This is a genomic window from Stenotrophomonas nematodicola (assembly GCF_009467805.1).
Classification (GTDB): Bacteria; Pseudomonadota; Gammaproteobacteria; order Xanthomonadales; family Xanthomonadaceae; genus Stenotrophomonas; species Stenotrophomonas nematodicola.
The window spans coordinates 436,831-452,734 of record NZ_WIAY01000002.1 but is presented as its reverse complement, the minus strand read 5'-3'; the positions used below and the strand labels follow the sequence as shown (position 1 = coordinate 452,734).

The 15,904-nt window shown below is 68.8% G+C and carries 16 protein-coding genes; 5 read left to right on the top strand and 11 right to left on the bottom strand.

The window, feature by feature from the left end:
* Position 1: 1 nt before the first annotated feature.
* Positions 2-862 carry a PA4780 family RIO1-like protein kinase gene (locus GDJ08_RS09500; protein WP_026070784.1) on the bottom strand — a complete coding sequence of 287 codons (861 nt, stop codon included), beginning with the start codon at positions 860-862 and terminating at the stop codon, positions 2-4.
* A gap of 347 nt (positions 863-1,209) precedes the next feature.
* On the opposite strand from GDJ08_RS09500, the gene GDJ08_RS09495 reads away from it, so the two are divergent.
* Together GDJ08_RS09495 and GDJ08_RS09490 are read left to right on the top strand one after the other, a co-directional pair.
* Positions 1,210-2,553, top strand: coding sequence for an OmpA family protein (locus tag GDJ08_RS09495; RefSeq protein ID WP_153164757.1), 1,344 nt, complete (start codon positions 1,210-1,212; stop codon positions 2,551-2,553).
* Between the two features lie 157 nt (positions 2,554-2,710).
* A complete protein-coding gene (locus tag GDJ08_RS09490; RefSeq protein WP_153164756.1) occupies positions 2,711-4,162 on the top strand; it encodes a GGDEF domain-containing protein in 1,452 nt (483 codons plus the stop codon).
* Between the two features lie 57 nt (positions 4,163-4,219).
* Here the strand turns inward: GDJ08_RS09490 and GDJ08_RS09485 are convergent, their stop codons facing one another.
* The 5 genes from GDJ08_RS09485 to GDJ08_RS09465 all read right to left on the bottom strand — a co-directional run bounded on the left by GDJ08_RS09485 (position 4,220) and on the right by GDJ08_RS09465 (position 9,010).
* The gene (locus tag GDJ08_RS09485; protein ID WP_136005029.1) at positions 4,220-4,558 is read right to left on the bottom strand and encodes a hypothetical protein; all 339 of its coding nucleotides are present in this window, start codon (positions 4,556-4,558) and stop codon (positions 4,220-4,222) included.
* A gap of 60 nt (positions 4,559-4,618) precedes the next feature.
* On the bottom strand, positions 4,619-5,563 hold the full coding sequence (locus GDJ08_RS09480; RefSeq protein WP_136005026.1) for a DegV family protein: 945 nt from the start codon (positions 5,561-5,563) through the stop codon (positions 4,619-4,621).
* Positions 5,564-5,654: 91 nt separating this feature from the next.
* Positions 5,655-6,284 (bottom strand): 2-hydroxychromene-2-carboxylate isomerase, encoded by a 630-nt coding sequence (locus GDJ08_RS09475; RefSeq protein WP_136005023.1) that lies wholly within the window; start codon positions 6,282-6,284, stop codon positions 5,655-5,657.
* 18 nt (positions 6,285-6,302) lie between these two features.
* A complete protein-coding gene (locus GDJ08_RS09470) occupies positions 6,303-7,595 on the bottom strand; it encodes an amidohydrolase family protein (protein WP_136005310.1) in 1,293 nt (430 codons plus the stop codon).
* 5 nt (positions 7,596-7,600) lie between these two features.
* Positions 7,601-9,010 carry an amidohydrolase gene (locus tag GDJ08_RS09465; protein ID WP_026070653.1) on the bottom strand — a complete coding sequence of 470 codons (1,410 nt, stop codon included), beginning with the start codon at positions 9,008-9,010 and terminating at the stop codon, positions 7,601-7,603.
* 178 nt (positions 9,011-9,188) lie between these two features.
* On the opposite strand from GDJ08_RS09465, the gene GDJ08_RS09460 reads away from it, so the two are divergent.
* Together GDJ08_RS09460 and GDJ08_RS09455 are read left to right on the top strand one after the other, a co-directional pair.
* Positions 9,189-9,932, top strand: a complete 744-nt coding sequence (locus GDJ08_RS09460; RefSeq protein WP_229296501.1) for an AMP nucleosidase — start codon at positions 9,189-9,191, stop codon at positions 9,930-9,932.
* 53 nt (positions 9,933-9,985) lie between these two features.
* Entirely contained in the window at positions 9,986-10,525 is a 540-nt protein-coding gene (locus tag GDJ08_RS09455) for a DUF924 family protein (RefSeq protein ID WP_017355289.1), read from the top strand.
* 91 nt (positions 10,526-10,616) lie between these two features.
* On the opposite strand, the gene grxD is transcribed toward GDJ08_RS09455, so the two are convergent.
* From grxD to GDJ08_RS09430, 5 genes are all read right to left on the bottom strand, one after another.
* Complete coding sequence (gene grxD, locus GDJ08_RS09450) at positions 10,617-11,543, bottom strand: Grx4 family monothiol glutaredoxin (protein ID WP_017355290.1); 927 nt, start codon at positions 11,541-11,543, stop codon at positions 10,617-10,619.
* Positions 11,544-11,672: 129 nt separating this feature from the next.
* Positions 11,673-11,996 (bottom strand): hypothetical protein, encoded by a 324-nt coding sequence (locus tag GDJ08_RS09445; protein WP_017355291.1) that lies wholly within the window; start codon positions 11,994-11,996, stop codon positions 11,673-11,675.
* A gap of 27 nt (positions 11,997-12,023) precedes the next feature.
* On the bottom strand, positions 12,024-12,404 hold the full coding sequence (locus GDJ08_RS09440) for a hypothetical protein (protein ID WP_136005017.1): 381 nt from the start codon (positions 12,402-12,404) through the stop codon (positions 12,024-12,026).
* A gap of 193 nt (positions 12,405-12,597) precedes the next feature.
* Positions 12,598-13,221, bottom strand: a complete 624-nt coding sequence (locus tag GDJ08_RS09435) for an SGNH/GDSL hydrolase family protein (protein ID WP_136005015.1) — start codon at positions 13,219-13,221, stop codon at positions 12,598-12,600.
* Positions 13,222-13,224: 3 nt separating this feature from the next.
* Entirely contained in the window at positions 13,225-14,499 is a 1,275-nt protein-coding gene (locus tag GDJ08_RS09430; RefSeq protein WP_017356954.1) for a pyridoxal phosphate-dependent aminotransferase, read from the bottom strand.
* 183 nt (positions 14,500-14,682) lie between these two features.
* On the opposite strand from GDJ08_RS09430, the gene rsgA reads away from it, so the two are divergent.
* Positions 14,683-15,774, top strand: a complete 1,092-nt coding sequence (rsgA, locus tag GDJ08_RS09425) for a ribosome small subunit-dependent GTPase A (RefSeq protein WP_017356955.1) — start codon at positions 14,683-14,685, stop codon at positions 15,772-15,774.
* Positions 15,775-15,904: the final 130 nt, after the last annotated feature.

Sequence of the window (15,904 nt, the reverse complement as noted above, 5' to 3'; positions counted from 1 at the left end):
ATCACAGGTCGTCTTCTTCCGCCGCCTCGCGGCCCTGCTGGCGGATCAGGGCTTCCTCGCGCGCATCGTTGATCGCGTGGCGGACGCTGTCCAGGTCGATGGTGGATTCGTCGTGGACGAAGGTGCCGGTCAGTTCGCTGTCCGGCAGCAGGTCACCGGCCTCGAACAGCGCCCACATCTCCTCGCCGTACCAGGTATCGAGCAGTTCCGGAGCGAAGCGGCCGAGGTACGCGGTAAGGTTGTTGACGTCACGCAGCAGCATGCTGCGCGCGGCATTGTTGCCACCGGCGTTGACCACCTGCGGGAAGTCGATCACCACCGGGCCATCCGGCCCGACCAGCACGTTGTACGGCGACAGATCGCCGTGGATGAGGCCGCAGCACAGCATCCGCACCACCTGGCGTACCAGCACGCGATGGAACTCGCGGGCCTGGTCGGCTTCCAGCTCCACCTCGCCCAGGCGGGCCGCGGAGAAGCCGTCGGCATCGGTGACCAGTTCCATTACCAGCACGCCGTGGAAATAGCCATGCGGCTCGGGCACGCGCACGCCGGCATCGCGCAGCTGGTAAAGCGCGTCCACCTCGGTGTTCTTCCAGGCGGTTTCCTGCTGCTTGCGGCCGTACCTGCTGGCCTTGCCGACCGCACGGGCCTCGCGGCTGCCGCGCACCTTGCGGCCTTCCTGGTACTGCACGCGCTGCTGGAAACTGCGTTGCGCCATGTCCTTGTAGACCTTCGCGCAGCGCACATCGTCGCCACTGCGGACCACGTACACGGCTGCTTCCTTGCCGCTCTTGAGCGGACGCAGCACTTCATCGATCACGCCGTCGTCGATCAGCGCCTGCAAGCCTTGGGGGGTCTTCACGGAATCTCGCGGATGGGGCCGGCGCCAGTGCGCCCGCCGGGGAGGGCCCGGGATTTTCGCATCTTCGGGCCGGGCCGGCCATCGTGGCGTTCAGCCACGCGCCGAGGGTGTGAGGACGGGGCGGTCGTCGTGCCACTGTGCAGCAGGGCGGTCGAATATGACGTTCAATGACGTTTTTGGCTGTTTATATTAAGTGGGCTATCGAAGATATAAACTCAATTGATTATTTGATGGATTTGGGTGGAGATAATTCATGCGCTCTCCACGGCGGTGCTTTCTATGGTGGGTTTACGGCCTGAATCCACTGTCGACCAGGTCATCACTCTGCATATTCATGGGGCGTATTGATGTCACTACTCGATGGTCTGATCGACGAAGCCGCGCGTGCAACCGGACTGGGCGGCGACGCGCGGAAACTGGTCGCGGTCGTGGCCGGCTACATATTCACCGTGCCGGGTGGGCTCAAGGGGTTCCGCGACAAGTTCGCCAAGGCCGGTCTGGGGGAGGTGTTCGATTCCTGGATGGGTCATGCGCTGCATCCCCGCAGTGTCAGTGCAGGCCAGGTGCAGCATGTGATCGGCAACCGCGACATGATCGCCCTTGCCGACAAGGCCGGCGTGGGCAGCGGGGCCATCGGCGCGACGCTGGCCACGGTGCTGCCGATGCTGGTACGCAGGGTGACGCCCGGCGGTACGCTGCCCACCGCTTTGCCCAGCGACCTGCAGCAGCTCATCAACGGCGTGACCGGTGCGGGGCAGGTCCATCGCGTGGATGCCATCCACCACGCTTCGCCTCCCCGTCGCGCCGGCCCGTGGAAATGGCTGCTGCCCTTGCTGGCCCTGCTTGGGCTGGCGTACTGCGGCTGGCAGGCAAAGAACGGCCGGATGCAGGAGCGTCCGGCGGCCACGCCGGACGCTGCGGCCACGCCAGTGGCGGCGACGCCATCGCGGGCCCAGCCGCAGCTGGATCTGCGCACGGCCGACGGCAAGGTGAACGTGTCCGGCCGGCTGCCCAGCGCAAGTGAGAAGCACCGGCTGCTGGAGGCGCTCGGCACCACCTTCGGCACCGGCAATGTTGTCGGCGACATCCAGGTCGATCCGGCCGCCCAGCCGGCGGGATGGATGGACACGCTGATCAAGCTGCTGCCCCGGCTGAAGGCCAACGGCCTGCGAATGGCCTTCAGCGGTGACAGAATCGATCTGGACACCTCGGCGATGCAGCAGGCGCAACGGTTCGAAGTGAGCCGGCTGTTGCAGGGGGAACTGAGCCGTTTCGAGCTGTCGGGTCTGTTCGATCCGGGAGTGGCGGCGCTCGATGGACTGGCCTCCGGCTACGGCGCCGCGGATCTGACGGCGGCGCTCAACCAGACCACCATGACCTTCGAGTCCAATTCGGCGACCCTCTCGCCCAGCAGCCGGGAGATCCTGCGGATCGCGGCCAAGGCGCTTGCAGGCGCACCGGACGGTACGCACGTTGTCGTGGGCGGGCACACCGACAGCCAGGGTGATCCGGTCGCCAACCTGGCGTTGAGCCGGCAACGTGCCCAGGCCGTGGTGGATGCGCTGGTGGCCCTGGGGGTGCCGGCCGGGCGCCTGAGTGCGCGGGGGCACGGCTCGAACCAGCCGATTGCCGACAACCGTACCGGGGAGGGTCGCGCAGCCAACCGGCGCATCGCCTACACCGTGAAGTAGGCGGCGCGGGCGTCTCTCCCGTCCGTTGCCTGCCGACACCTCCTTGCCGATGCCGGCAGGAGGTGTCTTCACTTTGCATCGGCAATACTGCGGCCAACGGGGATGGCCGGAACAGCCGGGGCGCGCCGGTCGCCGCGCCGCAAAGGGAGAAACAGGCATGGCATGGTGGCTGTCTGCGGCATATGTGGTTGCCCACGGGGTGGCGCTGGTGCTCCTGCCCGCGCATGCCCAGACCCTGTCATATTCGTTCCTGATCGGCGCCCCCCTGCTGGCGGCGGCGGCCTGCATGCGGCGCAGTCTCGGCAGCGAGGCGGTGGTGGGCTGGGTGGCGCTGGCCGTGGGCATGGTGCTGTGGGCCGGCGGCATGGCGATGAACATGTACCAGGAGGTGGGGCTGGGCAATGCCGACTCCACCCCGGGCATCAGCATGCTGCTGTACGTGCTGTACGGCGTGCCGTTGACCTTCGCGATGGCCCATCCGCGGCACGCGCCGTGGTTTCTCAGCGTGATCGATGGTGCGATGGCCCTGCTCCTGGGCTATCTGTTCTTCGTCTACACCTTCTCCTTTGTCACGATCACCGACGCTTCCGATGCCGGGGTGGACAGCCTGCGGCGGATGTTCGATATCGAGAACCTGTTCATCGCCGGCTTCGCGCTGCTGCGTTGGCTGGCCAGTGAAGACCGTTCGCGCCGCGCCTTTTTCGGCGCGTTGAGTCTGTTTGCCTGCGTCTATCTGGTGGTGGCGGCCTACATCAACCACTTCGGTTCCGAGACCAGTTACGGCAGCCTGGTGGACCTGCTGATCGACGTGCCGTTCCTGGTGCTGGCCGTGGTCGCCTGGCGGCGTTCGCCGGTCCGCCCGGTCGAGGTGTCGCGGCGGCTGGCGTTGGGCGTGCGGGCGGGCAGTCCATTGATTCTGGCGATCTCGCTGCTGGTGATGTCGGCCCTGCTGGTGCGCGCGCACCCGATGCTGGCGGTAGCCGGCTTTGCCTTCGCCACGCTCGGCTCGGGCCTGCGCAGTGTGCTGATGCAGGTGCGCTCACTGGAGCAGCAGGATCGGCTGGATGTGCTGGCGCGGGTCGATGGCCTGACCGGCGTGGCCAACCGCCGCCAGTTCGATCAGGTGCTGCAGGCCGAATGGAACCGGTCGCGGCGCAGCGGGCAGGGCATAGCGCTGCTGATGGTGGACATCGACCACTTCAAGGTGTTCAACGACCGCTACGGGCATCCGCTCGGCGATGCCTGCCTGCGCGCGGTGGCGGCCGCACTGGCCGGCTGCGCCACGCGCGCGACCGATGTGGTGGCGCGCTACGGCGGCGAGGAGTTCGCGGTGGTGCTGCCGGCGGCATCCCGCGAGGGCGTGCTGGCCTTGGCCGAGACCATGCGCATCGCGGTCGAGCGGCTGCGGCTGAACTCGCCGGCCTCGGTCTGCCAGATCGGGGTGACCATCAGCATCGGGGTGGCGCAGCTGGACAAGGTCACCACGGCGGCCCCGGGCGAGCTGGTGGCTGCCACCGACGCGGCGCTGTACGAAGCCAAGCGACAGGGCCGCAACCGGGTGGTGGAGGGGCAGGTGGCGGCGGGGCTGGACGAGGACCTGGACCGGTAGCGCCGGACGCTGGCCGGCACTCCGGGTGCGGTCACACGCGGGCCTCCGCCGCGGGACTCATCGCACGTCGCGCAGTTCCCAGTGATGCCCGGCGAGCAGGCGCAGGCGCTGTTTGAACACGTCACTGTCGATGCGGGTGGTGGCGACCAGGTTGATCCGCAGGTCGTCCTGCGAGCCGGTCACGGTTGCCGCCGGATCGGTGGCGCCCCATTGCGACTCGACGGCGTCCGGGTCGGGCTGCTTGGCGCGCCACTTCTCGAACAGCGTGGTGCTGCGCAAAGCGTCCTGAAGCTCCTCGGCGAAGCCGGCGGCGCTCTGCGAGTGGAAGGAAAGATCGGGATCGTTGCCGCGGGCCTTGGACGGGTCCGGCAGGCTGATGTGGTACTGCGCTGACATGATTGCCTCCATTGAATGATCCAAGGCTCGCAGATCGCCGGTGGATTCGGTGTGCAGGACTCAGGCGCGGAAGGTATGCGGTTCATCGGCAAAGCCGACCGTGACCGCGCCCTTGCCGACGTTGACCATCCCGGTCAGGCTCATCACCGCCTCGAACAACTGCACCCCGTGCGCCTCGCAGGTCTGGCGCAGCGTGGCGTAGCCGGGCAGGGCCTGCAGGTCGGCCAGCTCGCCGCCGTAGCTGACGCAGACGGTGGGGGTCATCAGCCCGGCCCTGACCCGTTGGCCGACGAAGTCGAACAGCTTCTGCACCGCGTTGTCGAAGCCCTTGATCTTGGCGACCGGGCCGGTTTCGCCGCGGTATCCGTGCAGCACCGGCTTGATGTCCAGCGCGCTGCCCAGCGCAGCGCTCAGCAGGCCCACGCTGCGGTCGCCCTTGTGGCGTGCGCGGGCACGCATGTAGTACAGGTCGCGGGTGACCATGTAGCCGTGCACGTTGTGGGCCAGCAGCTCGAGCCGCTCGCGGATCTGCTGCACGCCGGCACCGCTGTCGCGCAGGCGCACTGCTTCCACCGCGGTTACGCCCTGGGCGGCGAACAGGTTCTGGGTGTCCAGCACGCGCAGCGCGAACGGCGAGTTGTAGCCGGCTGCCTGGCGCACCGGTTTGTAGTCGTTGAGGATCGCGAAGCTGGCCTGCATCGCGTTGTCGTGGATCGGGCTGCGCGTCTTGGTGATCGTCATGCAGAAGACATGGTCGTAGTCGATCACCAGCTTGCCCAGGAACAGGTCGCGGATCTGGTTGACGCTGAACGGAATGGTTTCCGCTTCCGCGCCGTTCTCGGCCACATGCGCATGCAGGAAACTCAGGGTCGCCTGTTCGTCGCGGTGGTCGGCCAGCACCGCTTCGCCGATACGTACGGTGATGGGCAGCAGCACGATGTTGTGCTGCTGGATGAAGTCTGGTGGCAGGTCGCACGCCGAGTCGACCACGATTCCGATGCGCATCCTGTGCCCCCCTCAAGGCCGGTATTGGTTCGGAACTGTGAAAGCTATCTCAATTTTCGCCGGTTTGCCCGGTCCATCGTGCGGGGGCCGCTCAGCGGCTGCGTTCCACCGCCACCGGCAGCGAGGCCAGCCGGTCCCATTCACCGCCGCGGACCGTGTCCGGGTCGGCCAGCACGGCCTGCATCAGGTCGTGGGCGTCGTTGCCCCAGTACAGCTCGCCATCGATGGACAGGGTCGGCACGCCAAACACTCCGGCGGCGATGGCCGCGTCAGTGTTGCGGCGCAGCTGTTCCTTCACGTCCGGCGCGCCGATGGCGGCGGCCACGTCCGCCACGTCCAGCATCGCGCCGGGCAGGGCCAGCGCGGCGGCGCTGTCACCGGCATGCCCGTCGCGCCAGATCCAGTTGAACAGGATGTCGATCGACGCCGGGGTGGCGCCTGCGGCCAGGCACAGGCGCAGCGCGGCCAGCGGATTGAACGGGTGGCCGGGCGGGAAGCGCAGCGTCACTCCCTCGCGCCGGGCCTGCCAGAGCAGGTGCCGGTACATGGCACGACGCTTGGCCGGGATCTCCGCCGGGCCCAGATTGCCCAGGTGGTGCAGCACCGCCCCGAAGGCGATCGGTACCGGGGTGATCTTCTCGAACTGCGGCAGGGCTTTCAGCTTCTGCCAGTGCAGGTAAGAGAACGGCGAGACGAAATCGAAGTACCAGCGCAGGGTCATCGGAACATCCTTGCAGGGTCAGCGCGAGTATGCGCGCGGTTCGGTGGTGGGCGGGGCCAGATAGCGGTCGCGCAGCTCGGTCTGCCGCGAGCGCATCGGCATCGCGCGGCCGCCCAGCCAGACCTGTTCGGCGTAGTGGCCCACATCCAGCGGGTCGCCGTCCCACAGCACCAGGTCGGCCAGCTTGCCCGGCTCGAGGGTGCCGATGCGGTCGCCCACGCCCAGCACCTGGGCCGGCACCCGGGTCAGCCCGGCCAGCCCGTCGGCCCACGGCAGGCCGTTGGCGACCGCATTGCCGGCCAGCTGGCGCATTTTACGGGCGTTGTGCGAGGCGTCGTCGCGCTGCGCAAAGCTCACCGCGACGCCGGCCGCGTGCAGGCGTGCGGCGTTGTCCAGGGTCGCCCCGAGCTGGTCGAAGCTGGTCGGCAGGTTGCCCAGCGCATCGACGAACACCGGCACCCGGGCCTGGGCAAGCTGCGGTGCCAGGCGCCAGGCTTCGGCGCCGCCGGCGATGGCGATCCGGACCTTCTCGCGGGCCGCCCAGCGCAGCAGTTGGCGGATGTCGGCGGCACGGTCCACCTGCACCACGATCCGGCCCTGGCCGGCCAGGTAGCGGGCCAGCGTGGCGCGGCCAGCCGGGGTGAGCAGGGCATGCGGCGAGTCGGCCGGGACCCGCCCGCGCGCCTCGCTGACCATCTGTTCCAGCAGCATCCACTGCGCGGCGCGGGAACTGCCGGTCAGCTCGGCACCGGGGGCGCCCAGGCGGACATACAGGGCCAGCGGGCCGATCGGATCGGCACTGCCATCCAGCCGGACCACGCCTCCCTGGCCGGCGATGAAGCCGCCACCGCTGTTGGCGCCCAGTGCGGTGAAGCCGATGCCGTCCAGGCGCGCCACCGGGATCAGCACCGAGGCCGGGTTGTAGGCCAGGCTGACATCGAACTCCGGCCGCAGCGGCTGGTCGGGCAGCTTGAGCGCACTGTCGACCGTGGTTGACTCGCCGGACACCTCGTCAATGCCGATGTCGGTGATGCCACCGAACAACGCAGGGGTCAGCGGCTTGCCGCCGGCCTCGACAACGGGCACCCCGGCCGGTGCCGACAGCCCGGTGCCGACCGCACGGATCACGCCGCCCTGGACCAGCACGTCGGTGTTGGTCAGGCTGCCGCGCGCAGTGGCGGTGTGCACCGTGGCGTTGCGGATGAGCAGGTCCTGCGCCTGCAGCGGCAACGCTGTCAGCATCAGCAGCGCGGTGGTGCCGAGCCATGCCCGGCAACGCGATCCCAGGGGCTGGGCGGCAACGCGGTTCATGGCGCTCACGGGCGTGCCTCCTGGCCGAGCATGAAGTCCGACAGCGGCTGCCGGCGCGTGTCCTGGCGGTCGTAGACGGCGTGGCCGTCGATGTACACCTTTTCTGCAAGCGCGTAGGAACTGAAGGGGCTGCCGTTCCAGATCACCACGTCGCCCATCTTGCCCGGCTCCAGACTGCCCGTCTGCTTCTCCACGCCCAGCGAGCGCGCGGCATTGAGGGTGAGCCACATCATCGCGCGCTCGGGCGCGATCTCGATGCCTGCGCGACGCGCGTTGGCGATCGCCTTGGCCGCTTCCTGGTTGAGCCGCTGGATGCCCTCGGGAGAATCGGAGTGCACGATCGCGCAACTGTTGGCCGGGCGGTCCACCAGCGCGATGTTGTCCTGGATGCCGTCGAAGGCCTCCATCTTGAAGCCCCACCAGTCGGCCCACAGCGCGCCGCACACGCCTTCGGCGGCGAGCCGGTCGGATAGTTTGTAGGCTTCCACCGCGTGGTGGAATGCCGCGATCCTGAAGCCGAACTCGTGCGACAGATCCAGCATCGTCGCCATCTCGTCGGCGCGGTAGCAGTGGATGTGCACGCGGATGTCACCCTGGATCGCGCCGGCCAGCGTATCCAGTTTCAGGTCGCGCTTGCCGCCGGCATCGCCGGCGCTGTCCCCTTTGTCCCCTCCGCTGAACCAGCGCTTCTTCTTCGGCTTCTTCGGGGTGTTCTTGGCGATGTACTCGCTGGCATCGATGAACGCCGCGCGGTAGCCGGCCACATTGCCCATGCGCGTGCCCGGGGCGACGCCCTTGCCGCCGCCGTACACCCGCTTGGGATTCTCGCCGCAGGCCATCTTCAGTCCCCACGGTGCCCCCGGGAATTTCATCGCCTGGTAGGTGGTGGCTGGAACATTCTTCAGGGTCACGCCGCGCCCGCCGACCAGGTTGGCCGAGCCGGGCAGCACCTGCATCGCGGTCACGCCACCGGCCAGCGCTGCGGCGAATCCGGGGTCCTGCGGCCAGACCGAGTGTTCGGCCCACACATTGGCGGTGACCGGTGCGGTCATCTCGTTGCCGTCACTGTGCGCGCTCACGCCCGGGCTGGGGTACACGCCCAGGTGCGAGTGCACGTCGATGATGCCCGGCGTCACCCACTTGCCCTGGCCGTCCACGCGCACGGCGTCGGCCGGCACCGGCAGCGCGGGGCCGACGGCGGCAATGCGGCCATCACGCAGCAGCACGTCGGCATTGTCCAGGCGCGTGCCGGTGCCGGTCAGCACGGTGGCGTTGTGGATCAGCACCGGGGCCGAGGCGATCGGGGCGTAGGTGCTGGGATACGGGTCCTGCACGAAGCGCGAGGCGGCCGGCGCCGACGGCGCGGCCAGTGAGAACAGCGCCAGGCCCAGCCCGGCGGTCAATCGTGTGCGCATGTGATCCCCGATGCGGCGTGAACGTAGGGGTGACGCTAGCCGTTGGGCGGGGGCGTTGCCAAGTGACCAAACGCATGTTGCTTGCTTATTGGCCGATCTCACCGAGAATTACCGAGTGCACCTCATGCACGACCGGACGCGCTCGATGAAGAACAAGCAGGAAATCGTGGAAAACTGACTGCCGCGCTACACCGGCGTCCCGCTGGAGCAGTTCGGCCCGCATGTGCTGCTGACCAATTTTGCCGGCTACCTGCACACGTTCTCCCAGCTCACCGGCGCGCCGGTGCAGGGCCTGGACCGGCCGATGGCCAGCGTCACCAGCGACGGCATCACGCTGATCAACTTCGGCATGGGCAGCCCCAATGCCGCGATCATCATGGATCTGCTGTCAGCCGTGATGCCCAAGGCGGTGCTGTTCCTGGGCAAATGCGGCGGGCTCAAACGCAAGAACCAGCTCGGCGACCTGGTCCTGCCGATCGCCGCGATCCGGGGCGAGGGCACGTCCAGCGACTACCTGCCACCGGAAGTGCCGGCGCTGCCGGCCTTCGCCCTGCAGCGTGCGGTATCCACCATGATCCGCGACCTGGGCCACGACTACTGGACCGGGACGGTGTACACCACCAACCGCCGGGTCTGGGAGCACGATGAAGCCTTCAAGGAAAAACTGCGCCTGATGCGCTGCATGGCCATCGACATGGAGACTGCCACCCTGTTCGCGGCCGGCTTCGCCAACCACATCCCGATCGGGGCGCTGCTGCTGGTGTCCGACCAGCCGATGATCCCCGACGGGGTCAAAACCGAGGCCTCCGACGCCAAGGTGAGCTCCCAGTTCGTCGAAAACCATATCCAGATCGGTATCGAGGCGCTTAAGCTTATACGGCGCAACGGCAAGTCGGTCCGCCACCTGCGCTTTGACGAGTGATGGCAATGGCACAGGCGGGCGTCCGGCGGACGCGCCGCCTACAGGGGCAGTAAATGGACGTGGCGGCACAAGTGGTGGAATTCTGGCGCGACGCGGGGCCGCAGCAGTGGTTCGCGCGCGATGACGCGTTCGACGCGCGTTTCCGCCAGGCATTCCTGGAGGAACACTTCGCCGCTGCCCGCCGCGCCCGCGAGCACTGGCTGGGTACCGCCGAGGGCGCGCTGGCACTGATGATCCTGCTCGACCAGTTCCCCCGGAACTGCTTCCGCGACACTGCCCACTCGTACGCCACCGACGGACTGGCCCGCCACTACGCCATGCGCGCGGTGGAGGAAGGCCTGGACCTGCAGCTGGTCCCCAAGCTGCGTGCCTTCATCTACCTGCCGTTCGAGCACTCCGAAGATCCGCAGGACCAGGAGCGCTCGGTGGCCATGTTCGATGCGCTGGGTGACAAGGAGTACCTGCAGTACGCCGAGCTGCATCGCGACATCATCCGCCGCTTCGGCCGGTTCCCGCATCGCAACGCCGTGCTGGGCCGGATGCCGACCGCCGCGGAGCTGGATTACCTCGCCGAAGGCGGCTTCGCCGGCTGAGGGGCCGCTCACGACGCGGTCGGTGCCACGGCCGCGGATAAAAAAACGCCGGCATTGCCGGCGTTTTTCTTCTGCGTGGATCCGCACCCGATCAGTAGGTCGGCACGCTGTTGTCCACGTCCTTGGACCAGGCGTCGATGCCGCCGGTGATGTTGTACACCGTGGTGAACCCCAGGGCGCGGAACTGCTCGGCGGCCTGGGCACTGCGGCCGCCGTGGTGGCACAGGAAGGCCAGCGCAGTGTCCTTGGGCAGGGCTTCCAGGCGGGCGCGGTTGTCGCCGTCGAAGGTTTCGAACGGCCCGTTGATCGCGGCGATCGCACGCTCGTCGGCCGGACGCACGTCCACCACGGTCACAGTGCCGGCACGCAGCCGGTCGTCGGCGTCGCGCACGCCCAGTTCCTGCACCGGCTTGGGCGCATTGGGGTTGTCGATGGCCAGACCCTGGCCCCGGATGTCGTCGACCCAGTCGATGGTGATGCCGTCGGCACGGCGCGCGCTGGCCAGGTCGAACTGCACGCGCAGGCCGTTGGACTCGGCGGCGATCGCGTTGTCATCGTGCGGGGCCAGCTGGAAGTTCGGCTGGAAGCGCGCGTCGATGCCCAGCTGCAGGGACGCACCCGGGGCGTCGGCCAGCGCACCGCGCAGCATCTCCACCGCCGCCGGGGTGACGGTGATGCGCGGCGGGGTGCGGTCCGGGGCGGCCAGGCCGAGCACGCTGCTCAGCTCGCCGCTGCCGGCCATCTGCAGGATGATGTCGCTGCCGCCGACCAGTTCACCGTCGATGTACAGCTGCGGGATGGTCGGCCAGTCGCCGTAGGCCTTGATCCCTTCACGGATCTCGGCGTCGGCCAGCACGTTGACGTGGGCGAACTCCACGCCCAGGTCCTGCAGCGCGCCCACGGCCTTGGCCGAGAAGCCGCACTGCGGCATGGTCGGCTGGCCCTTCATGAACAGCACGACGCGGTTGGCGTTGAGAATGGATTCGATGCGCGAACGCAGGGCGGGATCGAGGGACATGGGGTTCGGGTCCGGATATGCGAACCCCCTATTCTACGCGGCATGGCAGCGTGGGGCATGACCGTACCGGAAACGTTGCATCGCATTCCCCGCCGGCCCTGGCGCGGGCCGCCCCTGCCGGTGGCCGGCTCAGCCCATCATCAGGCCGGCAATGACCAGCATCCCCATGCCGATCACACTGCCGATCGAGATCACGATCGCCAGGATGCCGAACACCTTCTTGGTGGCCGGCATGAACGCCGCCGCCACGCCCAGTGCCAGTGCGATCAACTGGCCGAAACCGGCGCAGATGATCACCAGGCCGACCATCAGCGACAGCGGAGAGTCCTCGTTCATCTCGACACCGTTGATTGCCGCCACGCTGGCGCCGATCACGCTCAGCAGCATGATCAGGGCGCAGCCCAGCGCGAGGCAGAAGGCGGCGATGCCGAGGCCGGAGTGCTTGAGTTCCATGAGGTCCTTTTCAGTGGTGGAGGGGTATCAGGTGGGCAGTGCCGGAACATGCGCGGCCGGCACGGCGGGCGGGGGGCGTTGCTGCCACCGGTGGTGGGTCCAGACGCCCAGCGTGAGGTAGACGCACAGCACCGCCAGCGAGAGGATCAGCGCCAGCACCCCGAACAGGCGGCGGCGCCGGTGCTGCAGCACGCTGCCCACGCCCAGCAGGCCAGCCAGGCCGTTCAGGCCGATGCTGATCAGCCCCAGCACGCCCAGCGTGGGTGCCAGCGCCAGCCCTTCGACCTCGGCATGGCGTTGCACGAACAGATAGCCCAGCCCAAGGGCGATGGAGAACAACGCCACCCCGCAAAGGCTGGTGATGAACGCCACGATGCCCAGCGCGGAATGCCGGGAAGGCGAGGTCATGGCGGCTCCGTGCCGGGACAGGTCAGGGGCGCGAGTATGCGCGCGCGCGCGCCGAGCGGCCAGCTGGCGGCCACGACCGGGCTCGGCGGACGGCAGGCGCAGCGCCCGGGTCGGGTGCCGGCGCGCGGGGCGGGCAGGGCGGTGGTGGCAATGTGGCGGGCCTGTTCCCTGGCCAGTGGCGCGGCGTCCGTGCTCAGTGGGTGCCCTCGTCGGCCAGCTGCACCCGTGCGACCGGGTAGGCACGCTGGTGCCAGAGCGCGTACATCGCCGCCGACGGGTGCAGGCCATCGGCGGCCAGCATCACCGCTTCGCCACCGAAGTCGCGGCTGAGGTCGGTGATGTCGATGAAGGTCACCCCATGCCCGGCGCAGATCGCCGCCGCCGCCGTGTTGTAGGCGTCCAGTTCCTGCCCGATCTGCACGCGGTCGCGGCCGGATGCGACGGCATACGGGGTCACCCCCCAGTCCGGGATCGACAACACCAGCACACGTGACGGGCGGCCGCCGGCAAAGCCCAGCGCGCGCTCCAGCAGCGCGGTGAAGCGCGGGCGATAGTCGTCCACGCTGCGCCCGCGGTACTGGTCGTTGACCCCGATCAGCAGGCTCACCAGGTCGAACGGCCCCTGCGGCGCGTCGGCATCGATGCCGGCATCAAGCTCGTCGGTGGTCCAGCCGGTGGTGGCGATGATGTGTGGGTCGTCCAGCGCGATGCCGCTGTCGCGCAGTGCGGCGGCCAGCTGTACCGGCCAGCGGCCGCTGGCCGCAACGTCTTCGCCGATCGTGTAGGAATCGCCCAGCGCCAGGTAACGCATCGCCATGTGTCAGGCCACCGCGCTGCGTGGCTTGAGGGGCACCACTTTGGTGTTGGCCTCTGCGCGGCGCGCCAGTGCACGGTCGATGCGGCCAAAGACGTCACGCATGACCTCCGGCTCGGGCAGCAGGGTCACGCGGAAGTGGTGGCGGTAGGGCACGTTGAAGCTGGAGCCCGGCACCACCAGCACGCCTTCCTCGTTCATCAGTTCCAATGCGAAATCGTGGTCGTCGAAGCTGCGCGCGGCCGGCCCGACCACCGCCGGGAAGGCGTACAGCGCCCCGGCCGGGGCCACCAGCGACAGGTGCTCGCTGGCGTGGCAGGCCTCGATCACCGCGCGGCGGGTTTCATACAGGCGGCCGCCCGGCGCGCACAGCGCCGAGATGGTGTCCGGCCCGTTGACCGCCGCGTCGATCGCGTACTGGCCGGGAACATTGGCGCACAGGCGCAGCGCACTGAGCAGGTCCATCGCCGCGCGGAACTCGCCCAGCCGCTCGGCGGCGCCGGACAGCATCGCCCAGCCCACCCGCCAGCCGCAGGCGCGGTGCACCTTGCTCAGGCCACTGAAGGTGATGCACGGATGCTCGCCGGCCAGCGGCGCCACCGCGTGGAACTCGGCGCCGTCGTACAGGATCTGGTCGTAGATCTCATCGACCATCAGCAGCAGGTTGTGTTTGGCCGCGATGGCCACGATACGTTCCAGCAGCGCTTTGGAGTAGCTGGCACCGCTGGGATTGTTGGGGTTGATCAGCACGATCGCGCGGGTGCGCGAGGACACCAGCGATTCGATCTCCACCGGGTCCGGCTGGAAGCCGTTCTCCGGCGCGCAGCGGTAGTACACCGGGCGGCCGTCGTTGAGGATGGTGGCCGCCGACCACAGCGGGTAGTCGGGCGAGGGCACCAGCACTTCATCGCCGGGATTGAGCAGGGCGCGCAGCGACAGGTCGATCAGCTCGCTGACCCCGTTGCCGACGAACACCCGGTCCGGATGCGCATCGGGCGCGCCCCGCCGGGCGTACGCGGCGGCGATGGCCTCGCGGGCTTCGGGCAGCCCCTGCTGGTGGGTGTAGGGATCGGTACGGCCCATGTCGTCGGCAATGGCCCGCTGCAGGTGCTCGGGCGCGCGGAAACCGAAGTTGCCGGGGTTGCCGATGTTGAGCTTGATCAGCCTGCGGCCCTGTGCCTCCAGCTCCCGCGCTCGCCGCGCCAGTTCGCCCCGGATCTCGTAGCGGACTTCGGACAGGCGCTCGCGGGTGGCGAGCGGCTTCAGCGGAGGTGTGGACATGACTGGGCCGTCGTTCGGGCTTGGAAATCGCATGGTAGCGGAAATGTTGCGTTGCAGGGCGGGCGTTCCAGGGCCGGTTTTCCAATGCTGGCAGGCAGTTGCCGGCCCATGCGACGGCCATGCCGGCGCCGCCCGGGGCCACGGCGGCGACGGCGGCGGGCCGCACCCTCTAGAATGGGCCCGATGACCCACACCACCGATTACCGCGCCCTGCAGACGATGGGCTGGCCCTGGGCCGGCGCCCCCGAGCTGCCCGCCTGGCAGGCCCTGTTCGACCAGCATCCGCAGGCCCGCCCGGGCCGGGTGATCGAGCAGCACCGCACCGGCTACGTCGTTGCCGATGCGCCTGATGCGGCGATCCGCACCGAATCTCCGGCCGAGTGGCAGCGCCCACGCTTCCCCAGCCACGAGCGTGCCGCCGTCGGCGACTGGGTGCTGCTGGAGGGCATCAGGATCGTCGCCCTGCTGCCGCGCCGTACTGCGATCAAGCGCGGTGCGGCGGGCGAGCATTACCACCAGCAGGTGATCGCCGCCAACATCGATACGGTCTTCATCGTCTGCGGCCTGGACGCGGACTTCAATCCACGCCGGATCGAGCGCTATCTGCTGCTCGTCGGCGGTGGCGGTGCGCAGCCGGTGGTGGTGCTGACCAAGGCCGACCAGACCGAGTACAGCGACGATGCGCTGGCCGTGCTGGAGGAACTGGCGGCGCAGGACATTCCGCTGCTGGCGATCAACGGCAAGGACCCGGCCAGTGCGGCGGCGCTGCTGCCGTGGCTTGGCGCGGGCCGCACCGTGGTGCTGGTGGGTTCTTCGGGAGCCGGCAAGTCCACCCTGACCAACACGCTGCTGGGCGAGGAGCGGATGAAGACCGCCGATGTGCGCGTCAACGATTCGCGCGGCCGCCACACCACCACCCACCGCGCGCTCATCCCGCTGCCGGCCGGCGCCTGCCTGATCGACACCCCCGGCATGCGCGAGCTCAAGCCGACCGGCGAAGAAGCACTCAGCGAAAGCGGTTTCGCCGACGTGGAAGCCCTGGCCGCACAGTGCCGCTTCCGCGATTGCGCGCACCAGCGCGAACCAGGGTGTGCCGTGCGTGCTGCCATCGACGCGGGTGACCTGGACGAAGAGCGCCTGCTCAACTACTTCAAACTGAAGGACGAAGTCGCCGCTGCCGCCGCCAAGCTGGCCGTACGCCAGGCCCAGCAGGCGATCGAGCGCAAGCACGTCGGCAAGGGCGCGCAGTGGCGCCCCCCCGGCAGGAAGCGGTAGAGCCGACTTCCAGTCGGCTGCTTTCCGTGCGGCCATCGAACCCCCCGCGCTGCGCGCGTCAGCCGGCTGGAAGCCGGCTCTACAAGGGCCCCGCGCGTTGCATCCCGTAGAGCCGACTTCCAGTCGGCTG

Coding starts and splice junctions, on each gene's coding strand:
- GDJ08_RS09495 (WP_153164757.1), top strand. CDS start 1,210: ATGTCACTACTCGATGGTCTGATCGACGAAGCCGCGCGTGCAACCGGA.
- GDJ08_RS09490 (WP_153164756.1), top strand. CDS start 2,711: ATGGCATGGTGGCTGTCTGCGGCATATGTGGTTGCCCACGGGGTGGCG.
- GDJ08_RS09485 (WP_136005029.1), bottom strand. CDS start 4,558: ATGTCAGCGCAGTACCACATCAGCCTGCCGGACCCGTCCAAGGCCCGC.
- GDJ08_RS09480 (WP_136005026.1), bottom strand. CDS start 5,563: ATGCGCATCGGAATCGTGGTCGACTCGGCGTGCGACCTGCCACCAGAC.
- GDJ08_RS09475 (WP_136005023.1), bottom strand. CDS start 6,284: ATGACCCTGCGCTGGTACTTCGATTTCGTCTCGCCGTTCTCTTACCTG.
- GDJ08_RS09470 (WP_136005310.1), bottom strand. CDS start 7,595: ATGAACCGCGTTGCCGCCCAGCCCCTGGGATCGCGTTGCCGGGCATGG.
- GDJ08_RS09465 (WP_026070653.1), bottom strand. CDS start 9,010: ATGCGCACACGATTGACCGCCGGGCTGGGCCTGGCGCTGTTCTCACTG.
- GDJ08_RS09455 (WP_017355289.1), top strand. CDS start 9,986: ATGGACGTGGCGGCACAAGTGGTGGAATTCTGGCGCGACGCGGGGCCG.
- grxD (WP_017355290.1), bottom strand. CDS start 11,543: ATGTCCCTCGATCCCGCCCTGCGTTCGCGCATCGAATCCATTCTCAAC.
- GDJ08_RS09445 (WP_017355291.1), bottom strand. CDS start 11,996: ATGGAACTCAAGCACTCCGGCCTCGGCATCGCCGCCTTCTGCCTCGCG.
- GDJ08_RS09440 (WP_136005017.1), bottom strand. CDS start 12,404: ATGACCTCGCCTTCCCGGCATTCCGCGCTGGGCATCGTGGCGTTCATC.
- GDJ08_RS09435 (WP_136005015.1), bottom strand. CDS start 13,221: ATGGCGATGCGTTACCTGGCGCTGGGCGATTCCTACACGATCGGCGAA.
- GDJ08_RS09430 (WP_017356954.1), bottom strand. CDS start 14,499: ATGTCCACACCTCCGCTGAAGCCGCTCGCCACCCGCGAGCGCCTGTCC.
- rsgA (WP_017356955.1), top strand. CDS start 14,683: ATGACCCACACCACCGATTACCGCGCCCTGCAGACGATGGGCTGGCCC.